The sequence below is a fragment of the Dysgonomonas sp. 511 genome (assembly GCF_010501105.1).
Classification (GTDB): Bacteria; Bacteroidota; Bacteroidia; order Bacteroidales; family Dysgonomonadaceae; genus Dysgonomonas.
The window spans coordinates 15,384-37,382 of record NZ_QVMQ01000025.1; the positions used below are offsets into that span (position 1 = coordinate 15,384).

14 protein-coding genes and 1 tRNA gene are annotated in these 21,999 nt (G+C 42.8%); 5 read left to right on the plus strand and 10 right to left on the minus strand.

Translation table 11 applies throughout. From position 1 onward, the window contains the following. Together D0T57_RS11725 and D0T57_RS11730 are read right to left on the minus strand one after the other, a co-directional pair. Nucleotides 1-318 (minus strand): hypothetical protein (locus D0T57_RS11725; protein ID WP_163273682.1); only part of this gene is annotated, 318 nt, incomplete at its 3' end. Between the two features lie 144 nt (nt 319-462). Beyond that, nucleotides 463-536 (minus strand) — tRNA-Arg (locus D0T57_RS11730). 250 nt (nt 537-786) lie between these two features. On the opposite strand from D0T57_RS11730, the gene D0T57_RS11735 reads away from it, so the two are divergent. Both D0T57_RS11735 and D0T57_RS11740 read left to right on the plus strand, forming a co-directional pair. Next, nucleotides 787-1,443, plus strand: a complete 657-nt coding sequence (locus D0T57_RS11735) for a DUF2975 domain-containing protein (RefSeq protein WP_163273683.1) — start codon at nt 787-789, stop codon at nt 1,441-1,443. Between the two features lie 37 nt (nt 1,444-1,480). Beyond that, the gene (locus tag D0T57_RS11740; RefSeq protein ID WP_163273684.1) at nt 1,481-1,690 is read left to right on the plus strand and encodes a helix-turn-helix transcriptional regulator; all 210 of its coding nucleotides are present in this window, start codon (nt 1,481-1,483) and stop codon (nt 1,688-1,690) included. A 6-nt stretch (nt 1,691-1,696) separates the two neighbouring features. On the opposite strand, the gene dapA is transcribed toward D0T57_RS11740, so the two are convergent. The 5 genes from dapA to gldG all read right to left on the minus strand — a co-directional run bounded on the left by dapA (nt 1,697) and on the right by gldG (nt 9,958). Then, complete coding sequence (gene dapA, locus D0T57_RS11745; RefSeq protein WP_163273685.1) at nt 1,697-2,590, minus strand: 4-hydroxy-tetrahydrodipicolinate synthase; 894 nt, start codon at nt 2,588-2,590, stop codon at nt 1,697-1,699. Between the two features lie 249 nt (nt 2,591-2,839). After that, nucleotides 2,840-3,985 (minus strand): galactokinase, encoded by a 1,146-nt coding sequence (galK, locus tag D0T57_RS11750; protein WP_163273686.1) that lies wholly within the window; start codon nt 3,983-3,985, stop codon nt 2,840-2,842. A gap of 315 nt (nt 3,986-4,300) precedes the next feature. After that, nucleotides 4,301-6,298, minus strand: a complete 1,998-nt coding sequence (gene ligA, locus D0T57_RS11755; RefSeq protein WP_163273687.1) for an NAD-dependent DNA ligase LigA — start codon at nt 6,296-6,298, stop codon at nt 4,301-4,303. 114 nt (nt 6,299-6,412) lie between these two features. Then, complete coding sequence (locus tag D0T57_RS11760; protein ID WP_163273688.1) at nt 6,413-7,531, minus strand: SGNH/GDSL hydrolase family protein; 1,119 nt, start codon at nt 7,529-7,531, stop codon at nt 6,413-6,415. Between the two features lie 30 nt (nt 7,532-7,561). Next, on the minus strand, nt 7,562-9,958 hold the full coding sequence (gene gldG / locus D0T57_RS11765; protein WP_163273689.1) for a gliding motility-associated ABC transporter substrate-binding protein GldG: 2,397 nt from the start codon (nt 9,956-9,958) through the stop codon (nt 7,562-7,564). 267 nt (nt 9,959-10,225) lie between these two features. On the opposite strand from gldG, the gene mscL reads away from it, so the two are divergent. Continuing rightward, nucleotides 10,226-10,636 (plus strand): large-conductance mechanosensitive channel protein MscL, encoded by a 411-nt coding sequence (gene mscL / locus D0T57_RS11770; protein WP_163273690.1) that lies wholly within the window; start codon nt 10,226-10,228, stop codon nt 10,634-10,636. Between the two features lie 37 nt (nt 10,637-10,673). Then, a complete protein-coding gene (locus D0T57_RS11775; protein ID WP_185154675.1) occupies nt 10,674-11,516 on the plus strand; it encodes a M48 family metallopeptidase in 843 nt (280 codons plus the stop codon). 161 nt (nt 11,517-11,677) lie between these two features. Here the strand turns inward: D0T57_RS11775 and D0T57_RS11780 are convergent, their stop codons facing one another. The 3 genes from D0T57_RS11780 to D0T57_RS11790 all read right to left on the minus strand — a co-directional run bounded on the left by D0T57_RS11780 (nt 11,678) and on the right by D0T57_RS11790 (nt 17,926). Further along, nucleotides 11,678-14,143: a DUF5686 and carboxypeptidase-like regulatory domain-containing protein gene (locus D0T57_RS11780; protein WP_255490584.1), complete on the minus strand. Its 2,466-nt coding sequence runs from the start codon at nt 14,141-14,143 to the stop codon at nt 11,678-11,680. 275 nt (nt 14,144-14,418) lie between these two features. Beyond that, complete coding sequence (gene ettA, locus D0T57_RS11785) at nt 14,419-16,104, minus strand: energy-dependent translational throttle protein EttA (RefSeq protein ID WP_163273692.1); 1,686 nt, start codon at nt 16,102-16,104, stop codon at nt 14,419-14,421. Nucleotides 16,105-16,267: 163 nt separating this feature from the next. Then, nucleotides 16,268-17,926 carry an AMP-binding protein gene (locus D0T57_RS11790; RefSeq protein ID WP_163273693.1) on the minus strand — a complete coding sequence of 553 codons (1,659 nt, stop codon included), beginning with the start codon at nt 17,924-17,926 and terminating at the stop codon, nt 16,268-16,270. Between the two features lie 297 nt (nt 17,927-18,223). On the opposite strand from D0T57_RS11790, the gene D0T57_RS11795 reads away from it, so the two are divergent. Then, the gene (locus D0T57_RS11795) at nt 18,224-21,877 is read left to right on the plus strand and encodes a tetratricopeptide repeat protein (protein ID WP_185154676.1); all 3,654 of its coding nucleotides are present in this window, start codon (nt 18,224-18,226) and stop codon (nt 21,875-21,877) included. Nucleotides 21,878-21,999: the final 122 nt, after the last annotated feature.

The window sequence follows — 21,999 nt, forward strand, 5'->3', positions numbered from 1 at the left end:
AGAGGCAAACTCTTCGGTTAGACGAGTACCTTTGGCTACTACTTCCCAATCACGCATATACGGATTGCCTGTATTCAGATCCTGCCAGCGACGACGGCGGACGTGAAGTATTAAACTTTTCCCTCGAAGAGGAAAGTCATGTATCGATGCGGGTGGGTAAAAACCTTTGGATTGAAGGTGTTTGCCTTTACGTTCTTCTTCCGATAAATCCTTCTCATCCAAATAGATTAAGATTGCTGTAGAGGTGCGTTCGGCATGGGTTACTTCAAAATAAGTCAATATGCCTTCGGGTAATAATAGTTCGTAGCCTGTTTCCATAAAACAAAACTACTCCCTTTTTTCTAGCTCCACAACTTTCCGGGGTGAGCCCCGAAGAGCCGTGATTCGCTAAGTGTTTTTCTAAGTACTAAAAAACAAAAGCGTGTAAACCATTGATTCACACACTTTATTGTTTTCTAAGAGTGACCACGACAGGATTCAAACCTGTAACCTTCTGATCCGTAGTCAGATGCTCTATTCAGTTGAGCTACGTAGCCGTTTTCCTTAAATGCGTTGCAAAGATAGAATAGTTTTGCTTATATTCCAAATTTGTAGAGGTTATTTTTTAGATAAAATTAAAGAGAATATGTATCTGCTGTCTATTTCCTTGTGTTTGTGATGTTTATAACATATGTGAAGTGTTATTTAATAAGAATATATCGTTTTTCGATAAATTATTTGTGAATTTCGAAAATAATTTATTCTTTTGCATATAGATATTTGAACTAAATAAAAAAAATAAATGTTATGAATAAGAAAATTAAAGTTTACAGTATTTTGTTGGCACTAGTTTTTGTGGGAAGTTTTGTCCATATGGTGTATACTGAAAAAGATGAAATAGTGTCCTCGTTTAAGCAAGGAGCAAAAGATGGAGGAGGAAACTCATCTTTTTTCAGCAGTATTCCCGTTATGCTCGAACCTATGGATGGTAATCAGGCTGTGCCTGTGCTGCACGACCAAAAAACAAACAAAGATCTAAAAACTACAGACTATACATATAAAGTACGGATAGAGGTGCCGGACGGATCTATCCCTACACATTATTATATTATCGAAGTGGTAATGTCGGTCTTTACCGTGTTTTTTATGATTGCTTTGCTGGCTTTTCCATTCCTCTTTTTCAATGTGATATACAATATCGGTAAAAATAAGATGATAAGCGACTCCACTACTTTCAAACTCCGAGTGATGGGCTGGACGCTCATCGGTTGGTTTATACTCGAATCTGTTATTTGTTATATGGATATGTCGCTGGCAAAACAATCATTGGATATAAATGGATTTAACATAACGGGAGAAAGCGTCAGTGCATATCCGCTTATACTAGGACTGATAATGCTGATTATCACAGAGGTAATCAATTATGCCCTGAAAATGAAAGAAGAACAGGATTTAACTATCTAATAGAAATTGTAATAAAGAAACTGAAAATGAATAAGATATGGCAATAATAGTAAATCTGGATGTAATGATGGCAAAACGGAAGATGTCGCTCAACGAATTATCGGAAAAGGTAGATATCACTCCTGCCAACCTTTCTATATTGAAAACGGGCAAAGCCAAAGCCATACGTTTCAGCACGCTCGAAGCGATATGCAAGGAGTTGGAATGCCAGCCCGGCGATATATTGGAATTTAAAGAAGGTGGATAACAGAGGTCAGCAGTCGATATTTAGTTCTTGCAACACATGGCGTATCTGCTCGTAAGTGGTGATGCGCGTAGGGACAAGCGGCAATCGCAACTTGTTTTCTATGTATCCCATCATGTTGAGCATACATTTCACCCCGGCAGGGTTGCCATCGACAAACAGCAGGTTGAACAACTCGTTGAAACTATGATGTATGGTAAGCGCGCTGCTGTAATCGCCTTCGAGGGCGAGGCGCGTCATTCGACTGAACTCCTTCGGGAAAGCGTTTCCTATAACGGATATTACTCCTATCGCCCCTAATGTTATCAGAGGGAAAGTGATACCATCGTCGCCCGAAATGACATCGAAATGCTCTGGCTTACGTTTGATTATTTCGTCCATTTGCGTCATATTTCCCGAAGCCTCTTTCACTGCAATAATATTAGGGAAATCGTTGGCTATGCGCAAAGTGGTATCGGCAGTCATATTTACACCAGTGCGTCCCGGTACGTTGTACGAGATTATTGGTAGTGAAGAAACCTCAGATATGGCTTTGTAGTGTTGATAAATGCCTTCCTGCGAGGGTTTGTTGTAATAAGGTACTACAGATAATATACCGTCGATGCCGTTATAATCGTTTTTCTTTAGCTTGTCTACTATGGCGCGTGTATTGTTTCCGCCTTCGCCTAAAATAATGGGGATCTGTCCGCCCACACGGCTGACTACCAATTCCACAACCTGCTTCTTCTCATCTTCGGTCAGTGTAGGGGTTTCGGCTGTAGTTCCCAGCACTACGAGATAATCAGTACCATTTTGCAGCTGGTAATCCACAAGACGCAAGAGGGCATCATAATCCACGCTTTCGTCTTCTTTGAAAGGAGTAATCAGTGCCACTCCCATTCCTCTCAGGTTTATTCTCGGCATAAACGTTTATCAAGCTTTGTTCTTAGTTCCCGGATGGGAGCATCTATTTCAATAAGTGCAAAATTAAGAATTAATTCACACCTTATGATTATAATGGAGGTAATTTTTTAAGCAGAATAAATAATTATCGCAAAAGTGTAAACCATTTGTATTGATAATGGAACAAAGAAGCCATTTCCTGCATTAAGAGGTCATGGCTTCTTTTATTATTAATGTTGTCCTATTCTCCTGTCTTGCAGGATCTAGTGGTTACAGCTTTCTTGCACCATCTTTGATTACTACATCGTAAACTTTAGGTTTGATTTTGAACTTCTGCTCGTAGCTTTCGGTTGCACGTTTGATAAATCCGTCGTACAATTCGTTCTTCACAAGGTTGATGGTACAACCTCCGAATCCGCCGCCCATTACGCGCGAGCCGGCAACACCGCATTCGCGTGCTATATCGTTGAGGAAGTCGAGTTCATCGCAACTTACTTCATATTTGCGGCTCAAACCGATATGAGTTTCGTACATTTTCTTACCTACAGTTTCGTAGTCGCCTTTTTCAAGGGCTTCGCAGGCATCGAGCAGGCGTTGTATTTCTTCGATAACAAATTCGGCGCGGATATAGTCTTCTGCACTTACTTCGTTGGCTACTTCACGAAGCATTGCCATATTGGCATCGCGAAGCAATTTAACTTCAGGATGGCGTTTTGCAATGGCAGCAGCTACATTTTCACACGATTGACGACGTTTGTTGTACGCACCTTCTGCCAGATTGTGGGAAACACAAGTGTTTATCAACACCAAGCGGTATCCTTCCGGATTGAACGGTACATATTGATATTCGAGCGAACGGCAATCGAGACGGATCAGCGAGCCTTCTTTACCGAAACATGACGCAAATTGATCCATGATGCCGCACATCACGCCTACATAATTATGTTCTGTAGCTTGCCCGATTAGCGCCAGTTCGAAACGGTCGAAACCGAGATTGAATTGGTCGTTGACAGCAAAGCCAAAGCAGCTTTCCAAAGCAGCCGAAGAAGACATCCCTGCACCCAAAGGTACATCGCCCGAAAATACAGTGTCGAATCCCGGTACTGCCTTTCCTTTCTTTATCATTTCGCGGCAAACGCCGTAAATATATTTTGCCCATTGTTTGGCGGGAAGGTCATTTTCGCCCAGTCCAAATTCAGCCGATTCCTCAAGGTCGAGGGCAAAGGCGCGTACTTTGTCTGTCCCGTTTGGCTTGATTTCGCAATACATGCCTTTGTCGATGGCTCCCGGCAATACAAACCCGCCGTTGTAGTCTGTATGTTCACCGATAAGGTTTACACGTCCCGGAGATGTGTACAAAGTGCCGCCCTCTCCGTAAAGGGCTTTAAATTTTTCCTGAATTTTGTTTAAATCCATGGTTACGAGTTGTTTTAGGTTAAATAAATAATGTATATATTAGTTCATCTTTCCTTGTGTAAAAAGGAGACACAAGATACGTCTTTTTTAACAAAGGACAAAGGGTTTTCGCAGCCGATTGTCTTATATTGTACGCTTTATTATATCTTTTTAATTATTCGTAGATACGAGCAGATAAGATATGAGATATAAGTTTTATTTTTATGGAGAGAAGCCCCCTCTTTCATTCTGAACGAAGTGAAGAATCTCTTTCATCCAACACTATATTCATATTTTTTCATTTAAGAATACCCATTCAGGATTAAAGGCGGTAATTTACTTCAATAGCCCCAGAAAATCGTCTTCACCTATAATCTTTACCCCTAGCTTTTCAGCTTTTTCCAGTTTGGCGGGTCCCATATTATCTCCGGCAAGCAAATAGCTGGTTTTCGATGAGATAGAACCGCTGTTCTTCCCTCCGTTTTGTTCTATCATATCCTTGTATTCGTCGCGCGAATGTTTCTCAAATGTTCCACTGATAACAATAGTAAGCCCTTCCAGTTTATTTGTCCGTTTGGCTATTACGTCTTCGCTTAGTTCAAATTTGAGCCCAAATTCGCGAAGCTTGTTCACCACCTCAAGGTTTGCTTCTTCGCCAAAATACTTGACTATGCTTTGCGCTATGCGGTCGCCAATTTCGTCCACTTGTGTAAGTTCTTCTACCGATGCAGCCATCAGCTTGTCGATACTAGGGAATGCACGCGCCAGTTTTTTGGCAACAGTTTCGCCTACATAGCGGATACCCAACGCGTATAATACACGTTCGTAAGGTACGTTTACCGAGCCGTGTATGCTGTCTACCAAATTCTTTGCGCTTTTTTCTGCCCAACGTTCAAGGCGGCATATATCCTGCCATTTTAATGCGTAAAGGTCGGCTATATTGTGTATCAGTTTGGCGTTGTAGAGATGCTCCACGGTTTCCGAACCGCCTGCTATATTCATCGCCTTACGCGTGAGGAAGTGACCGATGCGCCCTTTGATTTGTGGCGGGCAACCCGTATCGTTGGGGCAATAGTATATGGCTTCACCTTCGTCTTTTATGAGCGGTGTACCGCATTCGGGGCAGTTTTTGGTAAATTCCACCTTCGGATCGAATATGCCGCGTTTTGCGGTGTCTACTCCTGTTATCTTAGGGATTATCTCGCCGCCTTTTTCCACAAATACCTGGTCGTTGACGTGTAGGTCGAGCAGGTTGATATAGTCTTCGTTGTATAGCGAAGCCCGTTTGACGGTGGTTCCCGATAGTTTTACGGGGCTAAGGTTGGCAACGGGTGTCACTGCTCCTGTGCGCCCTACCTGGTAGGATACCGACAGGAGGGTGGTGGTTGCCTGCTCTGCCTGAAACTTGTAGGCGATAGCCCAGCGTGGAAATTTGGACGTGAAACCGAGGTTGCGTTGCTGCGAAAGCGAATTTACTTTCAGCACAATGCCATCGGTAGCTACAGGCAGGTTTTTGCGCCCGGTGTCCCAATATTGTATGTAGTCGAAAACTTCATCGAGGGTCTTGCATTTTTTTGTGGCATCCGAAATCTTGAAGCCCCATTCTTTGGCTTTCATCAGGTTCTCGTAATGTCCGTCTGTCGGCAGGTTTTCGCCGAGCATATAATAAAGGAACGAATCGAGCTTACGTGAGGCTACAATTTTGGGGTCTTGCTGCTTGAGCGTACCCGAACCGGCATTGCGCGGATTGGCAAAGAGGGCTTCTTCCTGTTCTTCGCGTTCCTTATTCAGTTCTTCGAATACTGCCCACGGCATCAGTATTTCGCCGCGTATTTCAAATTCCTGCGGGTAGTCGTCGCCTCTCAGTAGCAAAGGAATACTGCGTATGGTGCGCACATTGGCGGTAACATCGTCGCCCTGCACGCCGTCGCCACGTGTTACGGCTTGTGTGAGCATACCATTTACATAAGTGAGGGAAATGGATGTGCCATCGTATTTTAGTTCGCAGACTATTTCAAATTCGTCGTTCAGCCCTTTTTGCACACGGTTGTAAAAGTCGGTCACTTCTTCTTTCGAATAGGTGTTGCCTAGCGAAAGCATCGGGTATTTGTGCGGCACTTGCTTGAACGACTTGTTGATGTCGCTGCCTACGCGCTGTGTGGGCGAGTTGGGGTCGAAATATTCGGGATGCTGTGTTTCGAGATCCGAAAGTTCTTTCAATTTCTTATCGAACTCGAAGTCGGATATTGTGGGCATCGACAATACATAATAGTCGTAGTTGTGCTTGTTCAGCTCGTCGCGAAGTGCGTCAATTTGTTGCTTTATCTGATCCATTGTTCCGGTTAAAAAAGTGCAGATGCAAATATAAAAAGAATAAAAATGATTGAGGGCAAAAATAGAAATTTTTCTGGGTTGGGATTTTTTGGGGGGTAGAAAAAAGATTAAACTTCAATTGTTAGGTTTCAAATCCATATCAGAGGCAAATGCTTTTATTATATGCTCTGCCAGAATCATATGCCCTATATCATTCAAATGCACGCCATCCGCAGTGAAGTCGTGAACCGAATCGAAACAGGAATTATCTATCCATACTATATCTGCGTCTTGCTGTTTCAATTTTTCGTAGATTTCGAACAGCAGTTTATTGCGGACTTCGGTATAGGCTTTCGACTTTTTATCGAAATCATTGTTGAACAGCGAAACATTCTCCCGTATAAACCCTTCGACAAGATATACTCTTTTTCCTTGTTTCAGCAATCCTTCTATAAACTGCGAGGCATGGCCTTCAACGTTGTCCAAAGTTGTATTAGGCACACATTCGAGTACAATCTCCTTCGAATCTATACCGGCGAGAAAAGGCAGCATCTCCAAATCGAATAGCCCAAGACCGGAGAAGCCTACATTGATTACTTCTCTTTCCAGGCTTCGCGACAGGATGTTCGGGTAGCTTAGCCCCGGTCGCGAAGGGCTTGACCCCTGCGTTATGCTCGATCCGTAGATTATTATCTTCCTTTCACTATCCAACACTTCCTGTTTTTCTATATACGAACCATTGTCTACCCCTATTTCCAGTTTGCTCACTTCAGAGTAGGTCGGTAGATTGATGAGGAAAATCTTTTCTGAGTTATCCATAAAATCTAACGCTTCGGAACAATTGAATATCTCATTATCGGGGATCGCCGAGGCTACATATACAAAGCTGCTGTCTTTATATTGATACAGGTCGATGCCGGCTCTGCACAACAGGCTCATAGAGTGGAATGGGGCGATGTTGTCGTTTTCCCATTTGAGCGCAATTCGTGTGGAATTTGTTCTGAAGGCAATGCTTACACCTGTAGAGGTAGTGGATATATATTCGAATCCTTTTATTTTGTCGAATCTTTTCAGGTCTTTTGTCAGGCTTCCGTATATGGTGAATTGGGTTGCATCGTGATAGTTTATATCGTTATTCGAAATGTAATTTATGCGGAATTTATTGAACTGGATAGTGAAGTAATCTTTTTTGAGAAGAAAGATGGTGATTGCAGCCAATAATATTATGGCGATTGTTTTTATATGGATTTTCATGTGTTTGTGTAGTTTTTGTTATTCTTTCGTTTATCCCCCATACTTCCTCTTACGATACAATACCACTCCGCCCATTATCAGTAGCACAAATAAAGGAGGGAACACTATATTTATCAACGCATAACGGTCGCGGCTTTCATACGACAGTTTCTTATCGAGAATGTATAATTGCTGCTTTTTTGTACGCAACACCATCAACCCTTCATCGTCGGTAAGCCAGTTTACAGCATTTACTATAAAGTCGCGGTTGCCGTATTGTTGCCCCGATACACGGTCGTAGCCCATGGGCAAAACCGTACTGTTGCCGCCCTGACCTTCTATGCCGTTGGTGATGATGTCGGACGACGAAACCACAATCATTCTTGTATCCGTACTTTTCTGGATGATCTTGCGCCCTGCTGTCTCCACACTGTCGGGAATTATGCGTCCGGCATACAGTGACGCGAACCGTCCTTGCAGGCTTACCGCAACAGGGATAAAGGAGTGGTCGAAATAATCAGGCGTATTTTGTACGCGTTCCACATCGAAGTCGATGGTTTCGGGCACCTTCACCAAGCGGGTGTTTGCCGATGTGGTGAGCAGGATGTCTTTCTTTATGTCTGCCGACTTATTTACCACGTCTACCGAACTGGCAAAGCCTGCCAGTACATCGCGTATATTCTTTGTAATTACCCGATCGGGCGAAGGCATCAGCAGCGGTTGGTAATAGTTGGGCACTTCTATTGTGCTTTGTGTTTCGCTGCCGGATACCAGGTAGGTGGTTATGCACTGCTGGTCTTGTATCAGGTCGGCATTGATGCGTACGCCGTATGTAAACAGCATATCGTCAAGATTGGTGTCGTTTTTCATGCTTGGCGACTGCCCCGTCCGGGCAAGTTGCTGGTGCGAATAGTATGCGCCGTCTACCAGCCACAGCACCTTGCCTCCCTGCATGATATATTGGTCGAGGATGTATTTTTCGGTTTCGCTGTATCGTTTCAACGGGCCTGCAATGATTACGGCATCGAAATCGTCGAGTTCGCCGGTGCGGTTGCCTATCTCACCGCGGTTCACAAAGTAGTATTTCGCCAGTACTTCTTCAGCATCGTAGACGTAGGTACGTGGTATTTCGTCGTGTCCTTCTATGAAAGCGATAGTTTTAGGCCGTTCTTGTTGCAATAATCGTATAGCGTCTGTAAATTCAAATTCGAGGCTTTCGGCTGAGGCATTCAGGTTTTGCTCTGCCGTATATCCTTTTACGTTTTTCAGCAGGGGTACAACAAGGGTGTCGCTGCCGTTTATAACCTGTGCATAAGGGTATATCACTTTCCGGCTGATCTTTCCCTCACGATCGGTTTCGTTGAGAAAGATACCTGTCATACCCGCTTCGTGCATCGCATCGAATACCTGTTGCGGAGTGTTTCCTAGTTGGTATGGCGATACATAATCTATTGCTATCTTATTGTTGGCATAACTGTTGAAATCGTCGAGAAGCGTACGTGTTGCATCCTGTAGATGTTGGAAGCCGTAGTTGAGTTCGCCCGTCAGATAGATGTTTATTTTCAAAGGTTTGCCCTCAGCTACACCTTTAAGCAGGTCTTTCGAATATTGGCTCAGAGTGAAACGTTTGTCGGCGGTGAAGTCGAAGCGGTTGTTTGGTATAAACATTAGTATAAGGTTAAAAACCAGAAAACAGGATATTCCATATGTCAATGCTTTCCTTCTCTTTTTGTTTAGGGCAAAATGTATAGCAATGCCCGACAGCAAGATGTAGTTGGTTATGACAACAAGGTCGTTTACCTGTATTACTCCCCTCTGCATTTGCCTGTAGTGGTACGATAAGCCCAGCGAGGACATAAAGCCCTTGATTTTTCCCGATATGAACAGCTCTGCCAACAGGTCGAAGCCATAGAATACAAACAGGCATAATATGAGCGACAGCAAGAAAGCCGCCACCTGATTGCGTGTAGCCGCCGACCCTGCCATCCCTATGGCTATGAATACAGAGGTAAGCAAGAGCAGTGATATATAAGATGCTGTAATGCCTGCCATGTCGATATTGCCAGTCGGGTTTGCCAGTTGGTAAAGCGAATATACATACAGCATGGTAGGCAATATGGTGATGACGACAAAAATAAATACGGCCAGAAATTTACTCAAACAGATGGAAGCAATGCTTACAGGGCGTATAAGTAATGTGTCGAGAGTCTTGTTCCGCCTTTCTTCTGCAAAAGTCCGCATCGTTAGTGCCGGAATCAGTACCGACAGTATGATGGCAGCCAAAGCGAAGAAATGCTTCGTATCGGCATATCCACTATCTATAATATTGTAGCTTCCCGAGAAAAACCATAACAGACAGCCTGTTGCCAATAGAAAAACAAGGGCGAAAAATGCACTTGCCGGCGAGCAAAAGACAGACTTGATTTCTCTGTATATCAAAGCTTTCATATATGTATGTATATATAGGATGGTATTTTGAACCTCAAAATATAAATTAAACAGAAAGTAAAGATAGTTATTTTATTGTTTTGAAAGATAATCTGTTCCGAAGCAGGGTTATTTTAAACAAAATTCGTTAATTTGCGTTCTAAAGAAAGCGTTGATTGAAGAATGTAATGAGTGTTTTGCTTGCCATGCAGAGGAATGAAGCGTCTTTTTTACGATTGATTGTGTAAATTAAACTGATTAATAATATAATAAGCAACTAAATTAATTATGGCAATAATAAAGGAACTGAAAGAGTTTATGATGCGCGGCAACGTGATAGATATGGCTGTCGGTGTTATTGTAGGAGGTGCGTTTGGGAAAATAGTATCATCGCTGGTTAGCGATATCGTTATGCCTCCCATTGGTATATTAGTGGGTGGGGTAGACTTTACCGACCTCAAACTGGAACTGAAGCAGGCTACTGCCGACGCTGCTGCTGTAACTATCAATTACGGCACATTCCTGCAAACTGTGTTCGATTTTGTTATCATTGCAACAGCTATATTTTTTGCTATCAAGGCTATCAACTCGTTTAAGAAGAAACAAGAAGATGCGCCAGCTGCTCCCCCTGCACCAACCAAGGAAGAGCAATTGCTGACAGAAATAAGGGACTTGCTGAAAGAGCAAAACCAAAAATAAAACCATTAACTGAAACTAAAATCAAAACTGATCTATTATGAAAACAACTGCAATCTTGTGGTTCGTCTCTTGTATGCTGCTGTTGGCAGGATGCGGAAGCGTACCTGTGACGGGGCGTAAGCAACTATCGCTGGTATCGAACAGCGAAGTGCTGACTCTCAGCCTTCAACAATACGATGAATTTATGAAATCGGCACCCGTATCTACCGATAAGGTGAATACAGCGATAGTGCAAAGAGTGGGGCGAAACATAGCCAATGCGGTGGAAACCTACTTGAAAAACAATGGGTATGGCGACCAATTGCAAGACTATGCCTGGGAGTTCAACTTGGTGAAGAGTACCGATGTGAATGCCTTTTGTATGCCGGGCGGAAAGATAGTGGTATATGAAGGCATATTGCCATATACCCAAAACGAAACGGGGCTTGCCGTAGTAATGGGGCACGAGGTGGCTCACGCGGTAGCCAAGCACTCCAACGAGCGTATGAGTCAGCAACTCGCCACCCAATATGGTACGGCTGCCGTTGGTGCCGTTCTTGGCAATGCTTCGGCAGGTGTACAACAAGCTGCTGCTGTAGCTATCGGCTTGGGCTCGCAATATGGTATATTGCTGCCTTATTCGCGCAAACAGGAATTGGAAGCCGACCAGTTGGGGCTTATCTTTATGGCCATGGCGGGCTACGATCCCAATCAGGCAGTAGGTTTCTGGCAACGTATGTCGCAAAATGGAGGTGGTACGCCTGAGTTTATGAGTACCCACCCATCAGATCAGACGCGTATCAGCCAAATACAAAAAGATCTGCCCGAAGCGCTGAAATATTATAAGGGAGGAACCACAAGCTCCGGCAATGCCAAGACCTCCAACCAGTGGAAGTTTTAAGTGAGAAGTAGTATAAAGAGAGAAGAGGGTATGCAAAAAGTAGTTACCAATACGATACTTTTTACATACCCTCCTTATAGTTTATTACACCATCATTGATTTTATCCCTCTTTGCCTTTAACCTCTTTATTTATGGGGCAGCAATGTAACAGACTATTGAATCAAAACGTAAAGTCGAACGAAATTCTGAAACCATCTTTGTCTATTCCCGGATGATCTAGGTAATTGATACGCCTTACGTAGTCGATACGGAAAAACTTGAAAATATTCTCTATTCCCACATTAAATTCCATATAAGGATTTCCATTTTTGGTAGTATGGGTGTTTTGTGGAAACAATAACAGGTCGTGGTTGTTTTGCGGATTATTCCTGTCGCTCAGGCTACCTAGAAAACCTCTGAATCCTAATATTTCGCGCCATTTAAGATACTTTAGCAGCGGTATGCGATTGAATACGAATCCGCCTAGATGATAATACGCCTCCCACGATACTTGCGAGTCGTGAACAAATTCCAATGGTTCTATAAGGTAGAAATTTCCGTTTTGTATAGTGTACGAATTGTTTGCACTAGGGGTGATGAGGAATGGGAAAGGGGTTTCGCCCCAGATTTTTTCGGCTTGCCCTTTCAATGTCAGTTTGCCGTATGGTGCAAACCAAAAACTTTTGATTACCGAAAACGATGTCTTATTGTAATGGTATTGCCCTCCCAGAAAACCGTCGAATGCCATAGTATGGCTTAAGTTGAGGACAAACTTCTTGGATGTAATGGAACTTCTTTTTCGTCTTTGTTGGAAGAATTTTTCATTCGGGGCATAGCGCAGAGCTAGCATGGCTTCGGTAGTCTTTATCCTGCCTACATGGAAGATATTGCCGTCGGCGTCCATCTTGTTGAATACGAGGTTGCCAGCAGGATCTTCTTCGAATGTCTGCCCTGTAAATTTGAATGAAAACCCATTATAAAACTCCTTTTCATACGCTACCTGCGTCTGGCGGTTGTAGGTCAGTCGCTGGTTTTTTGTCGAACTCAGCGACATGAGTATATTATCGCGTTCGGCCTGGGTATATCGTTGTCCTAAGGTGTTTATATCGTATTTGTAGGCTACCGTTAAGTTTTGTTTCGGAAACTCTTCTTTGTTGTTTTGTATATCATTGAAAGCCCATGTTGCTTCGGCATAATACTTAAATTTATTGTCGCGCGTACCATATGCCCCATATCCATACAAGAAAAGGTGTGGATGCAGGTTTTTTGTGGTGGCCATAGTGAAGCGGAATCGATTGCCTTCCAGCGAATTGTAGCTGTAGAATGTAGGGATTGTACCAATATCTACTTTGTTCTTGTTTTCGTCTTTCGATGTAGGTATATAACCCGTAGCTAAGAGTTTCCCTGCACCAAAAGCTACTTTTAAGAATAGGTCTTTACCCAATTCTTTCATCATATCGTCCATTCGGAAGTCCTTTTGGTAACCAAGCGGGCGGTTGGCAATCCAATAAGTATCGTTGCGCTTGTCGTAGTCTTTCTGGCATACTTCGGGAGCGGTCAGGATAAATACCGGATCCATCGGGTTATTTAGCTTAGTATTTTCATATAGCTTAGTTTTTTCTACATAGAACTTCAGGGCGTCGAGCATAGAGAGGTCGAGAGCCATTGTTTCTTTAACGGGAATCCATATATCATCTTTGTTTTTTTCAAAGTCGTGTTGTATTACCAATTGGTCTACAAAGTTGATGTTCATTTTCTTTGGCGTACTCATTATTGCACGTTTTACGGCATAGGTACTGTCGAGCGAAATAAACAAATGTCCTGTAAAACCTATATCGCGCGAATTGAATGGGGCAAAATCCAGCTTCACATACCTGTCATTATCTATAGATACAGTATCCGAGAGGTACCAACGATAAAAGTTAATGGCACTACTACTGCTCAGTGGGCTAACAAATTCGTGGAGTAAGAGGGTGATAGAGTTATCGAAAATAGATACATCTTTAAAAACCTCTTTTATTACAGCATCAATTCCCTCTGTTTCAAATTCTTGATCGAGTCCTTGTATTTGGTATGCTTTAACGATTCTTTTGTTCGATTTCGGTTCTTTCCTGTAAAACACGTCGGATAGCCTTTCGCGTAGAGAAAACGGCAATATTGTTTTTCCGTCTATTCTCGATGTATCCATGTACTCGGGGAGGAACTTATAACGTTTGAGTATTCCTTTTTCGGGTTTGAAGTCGTTGAATGCAAACAATGTACGTTCGTATTCGTTGTATTCGTAGTAGCTTTGCGAGGCTATGTTTGTGTTATTTTTATTGGCTATCACTTTTTTTATAAGTTCGACGGCGGGATTGTTCTTTTTCGAATACTTTTCTTTTTTCGGCTTTACTACTACTTCTTGCAAAGCGCGGTCTTCCGGTACTAGTAAAATCTCTTTTGTCGAAGTGGTTCTTGGAAGCACTTTTATTGTCTTGGTTTTGTATCCCAATATAGATATCGACAGCGAAGTGTGTCCGCTATGGTTACTTATCCTGAACTCGCCATCTTCGTCGGAGAATGTACCTATAGTCGTTTTATCGAACGAAATAGTGACAAATGGTAGCTTCTCGCCTGTAATAGAATCTTTTACTACCCCTTTTACCATAGTCGCATTCTGTGCTGTAGCGAGGATGCAGGATAGAAAGAGAAAAGTGAGTATTAAATACTTTTTATGTTTTGTGTTTATAATGTGTTGTGGTATGCCACTCATTTATTATTTATTTAATTAAAAGGATATTTGCAGACAACTAAAAAAGTCATCTAGCAGTTACTAAAAATCAAGAATGAATATAAAAATACTCATTCTTGATTTTTTCATATATTAGATTGTGCAATTTTACTTTCGTTGCACGAAGATATCACTTTTTTTAACAAAGCTCTTTAATTTGTCAGCTTTCTGTAACGTATCCGCTTAGGTTCTACATTACCCATACGGGCTTTCTTGTTTTCTTCGTATTCGCTGTAACTACCTTCGAAGAAGAAGACTTCAGAGTTGCCTTCAAACGCCAGGATATGTGTACAGATGCGGTCGAGGAACCAGCGGTCGTGGGATATAACAACAGCACAGCCGGCAAAGTTTTCCAAACCTTCTTCCAATGCACGCAGGGTATTGACATCAATATCATTTGTAGGCTCGTCGAGCAACAATACATTGGCTTCCGATTTGAGTGTCAATGCCAGATGCAGGCGGTTTCGCTCACCACCCGAAAGCACCCCTGTAAGCTTTTCCTGATCGCCTCCCGAGAAATTGAACCGCGAGAGGTATGCACGTGCGTTTATCTCGCGTCCGCCTACACGGACAAACTCGTTGCCTCCCGATATGGTTTGATATACGCTCTTGTTGGGGTCAATATCAGTATGAGCCTGGTCTACATAGCCTATTTTCACTGTTTCGCCTACTTCGAATGTACCTTTGTCTGCTTGTTCGAGCCCTTGTATAAGGCGGAAAAGCGTGGTTTTACCGGCACCATTTGGCCCTATGATACCTACTATACCCGATGGCGGAAGCATAAATTCGAGATTGTCGAACAGCAGTTTGTCGCCAAAGGCTTTGCTCACACCGTGAGCTTCTATTACTTTATTACCAAGGCGAGGGCCGTTGGGAATAAATATTTCGAGTTTTTCTTCACGCTCTTTTTCGTCGGCGTTCAATAGTTTCTCGTAGTCGTTTATGCGGGCTCTACCTTTGGCATGGCGGGCTTTAGGTGCCATACGCACCCATTCCAATTCGCGTTCGAGCGTTTTGCGGCGTTTGCTGGCTTGCTTTTCTTCCTGCTCCATACGTTTGGTTTTCTGTTCGAGCCACGAGGTGTAGTTTCCTTTCCACGGGATGCCTTCGCCACGGTCGAGTTCGAGAATCCATCCTGCTACATGGTCGAGGAAGTAACGGTCGTGCGTAATGCAGATAACCGTTCCTTTATATTGTTGAAGGTGTTGTTCGAGCCAGTCGATAGATTCGGCATCCAGGTGGTTGGTCGGCTCATCGAGTAGTAGTACATCCGGTTCTTGCAACAAGAGGCGGCAAAGGGCTACGCGGCGTGCTTCTCCTCCCGACAGGTTTTCTGCCAACTGGTCTTCGGGCGGACAGCGGAGGGCATCCATAGCACGTTCCAGCTTGTTGTCGATGTTCCATGCGTCGGAGGCATCTATTTTATCTTGCAATTCGGCCTGACGGGCAAACAGAGAGTCCATTTTATCCGGATCCTCATAATACTCGGCCAAACCAAATTTTTCGTTTATTTCTTCATATTCTTTCAGCAAGTCCATGATAGGTTGCACGCCTTCCTGCACTATTTCTTTTACGGTCTTGGCCGGGTCGAGTTTTGGGTCTTGCTCCAGATAGCCGACACTAAATCCTTTGTCGGAAACTATTTCGCCTTGGTATTCTTTGTCGATACCTGCAATAATTTTAAGCAGGGTAGATTTACCCGAACCGTTGAGGCCGATAATACCTATCTTAGCCCCATAAAAAAAAGAGAGGTAAATATTTTTTAATACTTGTTTTTGTGGCGGGTAGATTTTACTCACGCCAATCATCGAGAAAATAATTTTCTTATCGTCTGACATATCTGTTTTTAATAATTTATTTCAAAAAAATATTGCCAAAGATAATACATTTTAAGCATATTGTCGAATCAGTTATCTTAAACTATAGTTTCGTCTGACTGCAAAAAAATAAAACTTTTAATCTTTGTGAAAAGAGATTAAAAGTTTTATGATTTTTTCTATATCAATTCTTCTGATACAAGAACCGCTTTATACTCCTTTTGGGCGTCTTCTCAAATTCCTGTTCCTGTATTCTGAAATTCACCACCTGGCTGTATTTTGGCAACCGCTTGTTGATAGCTTTCATTTCGGATACAAAGATAGTCGAATAGTCGTTTTCTCCAATACCATGCTGCTTCATATATTCTTTGTTGGGATAGATAAGTGCTATCAATTTGCCATTTTCTTCTATAATGAGCGATTCGGCTACATATGGCGAATTATTATAGAAATCTTCTATTTCTTCCGGATATATATTTTGCCCCGAAGCTCCCAGTATCATTGTTTTGCTACGTCCTTTGATAAAGACAAAGCCGTCTTTGTCCATCACTCCCAAGTCGCCGGTACGCAGCCATCCCTCTCCATCGAGAACGTGTTTTGTTGCTTCCGCGTTTTTAAAGTATCCCAACATGACATTTTGTCCCTTTACTAAAATTTCCCCCGTTTCAGTTTCCATGTTTGCCGAATCTATGCGTACACTCATACGGTCTACAGGGCGTCCGCACGAAGCTGGTTTATATGTTTCCCAGTATTCGTATGATATCAGCGGGCCGCATTCGGTCATGCCATAGCCTACTGTATAAGGGAATTTTATATCCGAAAGGAATGTACCTACCTCTTTGTTCAAGGCTGCACCTCCAATAACTACTTCTATTAGTTTACCGCCAAATACAGGAATCAGCTTATCGGCTACTTGTTTATATATTTTCTTCTTGAAAAATGGTATTTTCAACAGCGTTTTTACCGGTTGCTTTGCCAGTTGTGGGAAAACCCTTGTTTGCACTATCTTCTCTATGATAAGCGGTACGGCTAATACTAGCGTAGGTTTTACTTTCGAAAAAGCGTCCATAATGATTTGCGGCGAAGGCACGCGTGTAAGGAAATGGATGTGACAGCCTTTGCATATCGACAGCAATATCTCGAAAGCCAACCCGTACATATGTGCCATGGGCAGCATACATACTATGCCGTCGCCTGCTTTTACGAATGGGATGTTGTCGATGGCGAAGCGCGTGTTCGACCAAAGGCTGCGGTATGGTATCATCACTCCTTTAGGATTGCTTGTAGTTCCCGAAGTATAGTTGAGTACAGCAAGTTCGTCTGGTGATTCGTCATATACTTTTACGTTGGCTTTGGTAAAGCCGTCCGGATATTTCTGTCTGAACGCATGCTCAAGGTCGGAACATGATTCTAGCAATTTTGCCGACCTCGATTTCTTTACCGAAAAGTCGTCAATTATCATTATAGTTTCCACGGCCGGCATTTGCACAGGATCTATTTTCGACCATACAAATTCGTCTGCAAACATAAACCGTGCTTCGCAATGGTTTACAAGTGTATGGATGCTCTCTCCGCTAAAATCGTGCAAAAGGGTGGTTATAACAGCCCCATAGTTGAGCGAGGCAAAGAATGCTACAGCCCAGTTTGCCGAGTTGCGTCCACAGATAGCGATTTTGTCTCCCTGCTTCACTTCCATATCGTTGAGCAGGATATGTATTTGCGCTATCTTACGTGCGAAATCTTTGTACAGATATGTTTCGCCATTATAATCGGACAGGGCGGGGCGTTCCCAGTTCTCAAGAATACCATCCCTGATGAGCGTTAAAAATTTGTTATTTTCCATAAGGTTTTATTGTAGTTATATATACAAATGTAATGAAAATATGAAATCTTCAAAGTTAGAATATGTAAATAAAGCCGTTTTTTAGGAAAAAATCACCAAATTCCGAGTCTGGCTATATTTGCAAGCATATGGGCTAGAGGCATTTTACTCCTCACCAAGTACAACGGAGCCAATCTGCATGAATTTATCGTCTTGCACGATATTAATGCCTAATACAATAAAATGTTTATTTTTGTGTTTTATTTATTGTAACAATCATCATTAGCCAGCAGTCTCTACGTGTCGCAGAATAAGATAATGGGTACACTGCTTTTTGTTGCAGGGGTACTGTGTTTGTTGTTTACTTGGTCGTGTTCTAACCAGAAGAATACGGCTTTGACGCGTTTCTACCACTCTGTAAACACACGTTACAATATTCACTTCAATGCAAACGAAGCCTACAAAGAAGCCCTGAAAAACAAGCAGCGTAATATCGACGACAACCTCTCGGAAATGCTGTATGTGTTTCCAGATAATTCGGATACCACAGCAAATAGCTTCCAATCGGGCACGGGGAATTTTACCACTACAATAGATAAAACCACCAAAGCTATTAAGCTTCACTCTATAAAGACCAAGCCACGGCGCGACCCTAAACGCCGCAATGATACTGAATATCAGGCATGGTTGCAGCAAAAAGAATACACTCCCTTTATGGATCAGGTATGGCTGCTATTGGCGCGTGCCGAGTTTCACGACGGCAATTACCTTCGAGCTATTACCACATTTATGTACATTACCAAGATATATGGCTCGCAGCCCGATATAGTAGCCGAAAGTAACCTTTGGATAGCACGTGCATATACAGAAATGGGATGGATGTACGAAGCAGGTAATATCTTGCATAAGATGGAGTTGGCAGGAGGCCCACCCAAAAGCCACGAAGGGCTTTATGCTTCGGTGAAGGCGAATTATCTGGTGCGCACAGGCGAATATCAGGAAGCTATACCGTACTTGCAATCGGCAATAAAAAAAGAAAAAGATAAGCATCAGAAGCTACGGATGAGATACCTGCTTGCACAACTTTACGAAGAAACAGGAGACAAAGCCAATGCCTATAAAGCTTTTGGCGATGTGCAGGGAGGCAGCACACCATATAAATATACGCTTAATGCCAAATTGCAGCAAGCCTTGCTCGATACGTCGAAAGGGGATAAAACCATTATATCTTCGCTTACAAAGATGGCTAAAAGCTCCAAGAACAAAGAGTATAAAGACCAGCTTTACTATACGATTGGTAATGTTTACCTGCAAAGCGCGGATACGATAAAAGCCATAGAGAATTATAGGGAGGCTGTAAAAGAAAGCTCTCGCAATGGTTACGACAAGATGATGGCAGAAGTGGCTCTTGGCGATCTTTATTTCGACCGGCGCGAATTTGTAAATGCCCAGCCATTCTACCAAGGGCCGCTTACGCAATTGAAAAAGTCGCATCCGGCATATCCCCGCGTAGCATTGCGTTCCAATGTGCTTGACGAACTGGTGGTGCATGTGAAGACAGTGGAGGAACAGGATAGTTTGCAATATGTTGCCCGCTTGCCCGAAGATGAGCGATTGGCGCTTATCAATAAAAAAATAGAGACACTAAAAGAAGAAGAAGAGAAAAGACGCAAAGAGGAGGAAAGGCTAAAGCAGGAAGAACAGCGCAGCCAACGGTTAACCAGTTGGGGAGACCTGGGCAATAACTCGTTGCTTGAACCTACTAACAATCAACAAATAACTCCTGTAATTCCGCAAACATCTTTCGGACAGCAAAACAATGCAAATGCGTTTTATTTTTATAACGAACAGGCTGTAAACCAGGGAAAAATAGCCTTCAAAAAACAATGGGGCAACCGGAAACTGGAAGACGATTGGCGCAGGAAGAATAAAACGAGTACGACATCATCATTCGATGATTTTGGAGGCGAAACCGATATTATAGCTGGCACCGATAGCACTTCATTAAATCCGCAAACAGGTGAAGTGGAGGCTCTAGAGAGTGACTCGGTTTCTAACAATGTCTATTCGGTGGAGTATTACCTGCAACAATTGCCTCTCACCGAAGAAGCTGTGACAGAATCGAACGAGCTGATCGAAAATGCCTTGTTCAATATGGGGCTGATCTATAAAGATAAATTACAGAATATACCGTTGGCGATAGATGCCTTTAATACAGATATAGAGCGTTTTCCGCAAACGCCTAATCTTGAGGAAATATACTATCAGTTGCTATTGATATATATGCAGGCAGGCAACAAGGCTATGATGGCTGATTACAGGAACAGGCTTTTGAGCGAATTTACAGAGGGGGTATATGCCAGAGCATTGTCGGATGCCGACTATGAGTGGAATTTCAGGCATCTGCCGGTTATTCAGGATTCGCTTTATAATGCAGCTTACGAAGCATACCAGAAAGCCGATGTACAGGCTGTAAGGAGCAACTACCGCACGATGAATGAAAAATATCCGCTGACCACTCTTATGCCTAAGTTTGCATTACTCAACGCCTTGTCGTATGCCCAAAGCCGCGACATACAAGCATTGGGCGATAACCTGAAGGAATTGACGGAGAAATATCCCAAATCGGACGTTACTTCATTGGCTTCACAAATATTGGAAAGGATAAAAGATGGCAGGGGATTGCTGTCGGACGGTACGCCGATCACCGATTTCGACTGGAGCAAGGCTTATCTGTCGGATAGTACGATGGTGGATGACGAAGGTAAGGCCGTGTTGTTTACCGACAACCTTGATACGGAATACCTGTTGCTGCTGATGTATAAGTCGAATACGATAGACAGGAACGAGCTGTTGTATGAAGTTGCAGATTATAACTTCTCCAACTATGTGATACAGACTTACGACCTTAGTTTCGAAACCGATCCTCCTTACGATATATTACAGATGAAAGGCTTTGCGACATTTGCCAATGTTAGGTCGTACTTGAATAAGGCTTTTGCGCCGGGAGGGTTGATGTCGAAAATAGATACGACAATAATGGTTGTTCCTATTTCCGTTGAGAATTATACAAAAGCCTTGCCGCGTATGGGAATGGCTGAATATATGGCATTTGTAGAAGAACATTATGAATCGTTGCTGCCTCAGCTTATTTCCTATTGGAACAATAAAGAAATGGAGCAGGATGTGTCGGCAACGGAAGAAGGTACAGCAGAACCGGAAGAAAAAAACGTTCAACCACAGGTGAAAGAAGAAACAAAAAGACCAGTAGAGGCCAAACCTGCAACTAAGCCGGAAAAACCTGTAAACGACAAGGAAATAACTGCCGACGACCTGTTGACTGACGAGCAATTGGAGAAAGTAGGACAGGTAAACGATGCTATAGAAAAGGTTGAGGATATAATGAGCAATCCTGTAGATGGGATAAAAGGGCTGTTCAACCAATATAAGAACAGGCAAAAACTGACTAAAGAAGAAAGGGATGCCCTGAAAGAACAGCAAAGACAGGAAAAGGAGCGCAAGAAAGAGCAGAAAGCAATAGAAAAAGCCCGTCAAGACTCTGTGCGCAGGGTAGAAAAAATGCATAGCGATTCCATTGCTAATGCCGAAAAAGTGCTACAAGATTCTATCAAAGCGGCAGAGAAGGCTAAAAAAGAAGAAGCTAAGCTTGAAGAGCAACGTAAAAAGGATGCAGAAAAAGCTGCAATAAAAGCCCGTGAAGACGAACAGAAGCGTAAAGAAAACGAACGCAAAGAACATCAACGCCAACAAGAGCAGCGTTTGCGCGATCGGGAAAATGAACGTAAGGAGAAAGAAAAAGCTAGGGAAGAACTCCGTAAACAAAAAGAGCGCGAACAGGAAGAACGCCGTCGCCAACGCGAAAAAGAGCGTAAAGAACTGGAGAAAGCCAGAGAGCAGGAACGAAAGGAAAAAGAACGGCAAGCCGAGGAAAGACGTAGGAATAAAGATTGAATTGGCTAAGGATACATTTCAACGATGCATTGGATTTTTTCCTGATATCAATACTTCCTGATAATTATATCCCTTTTTAGCTTTAATTCAACTCTTAATTTTTCATTTTTAACTAAACTCTC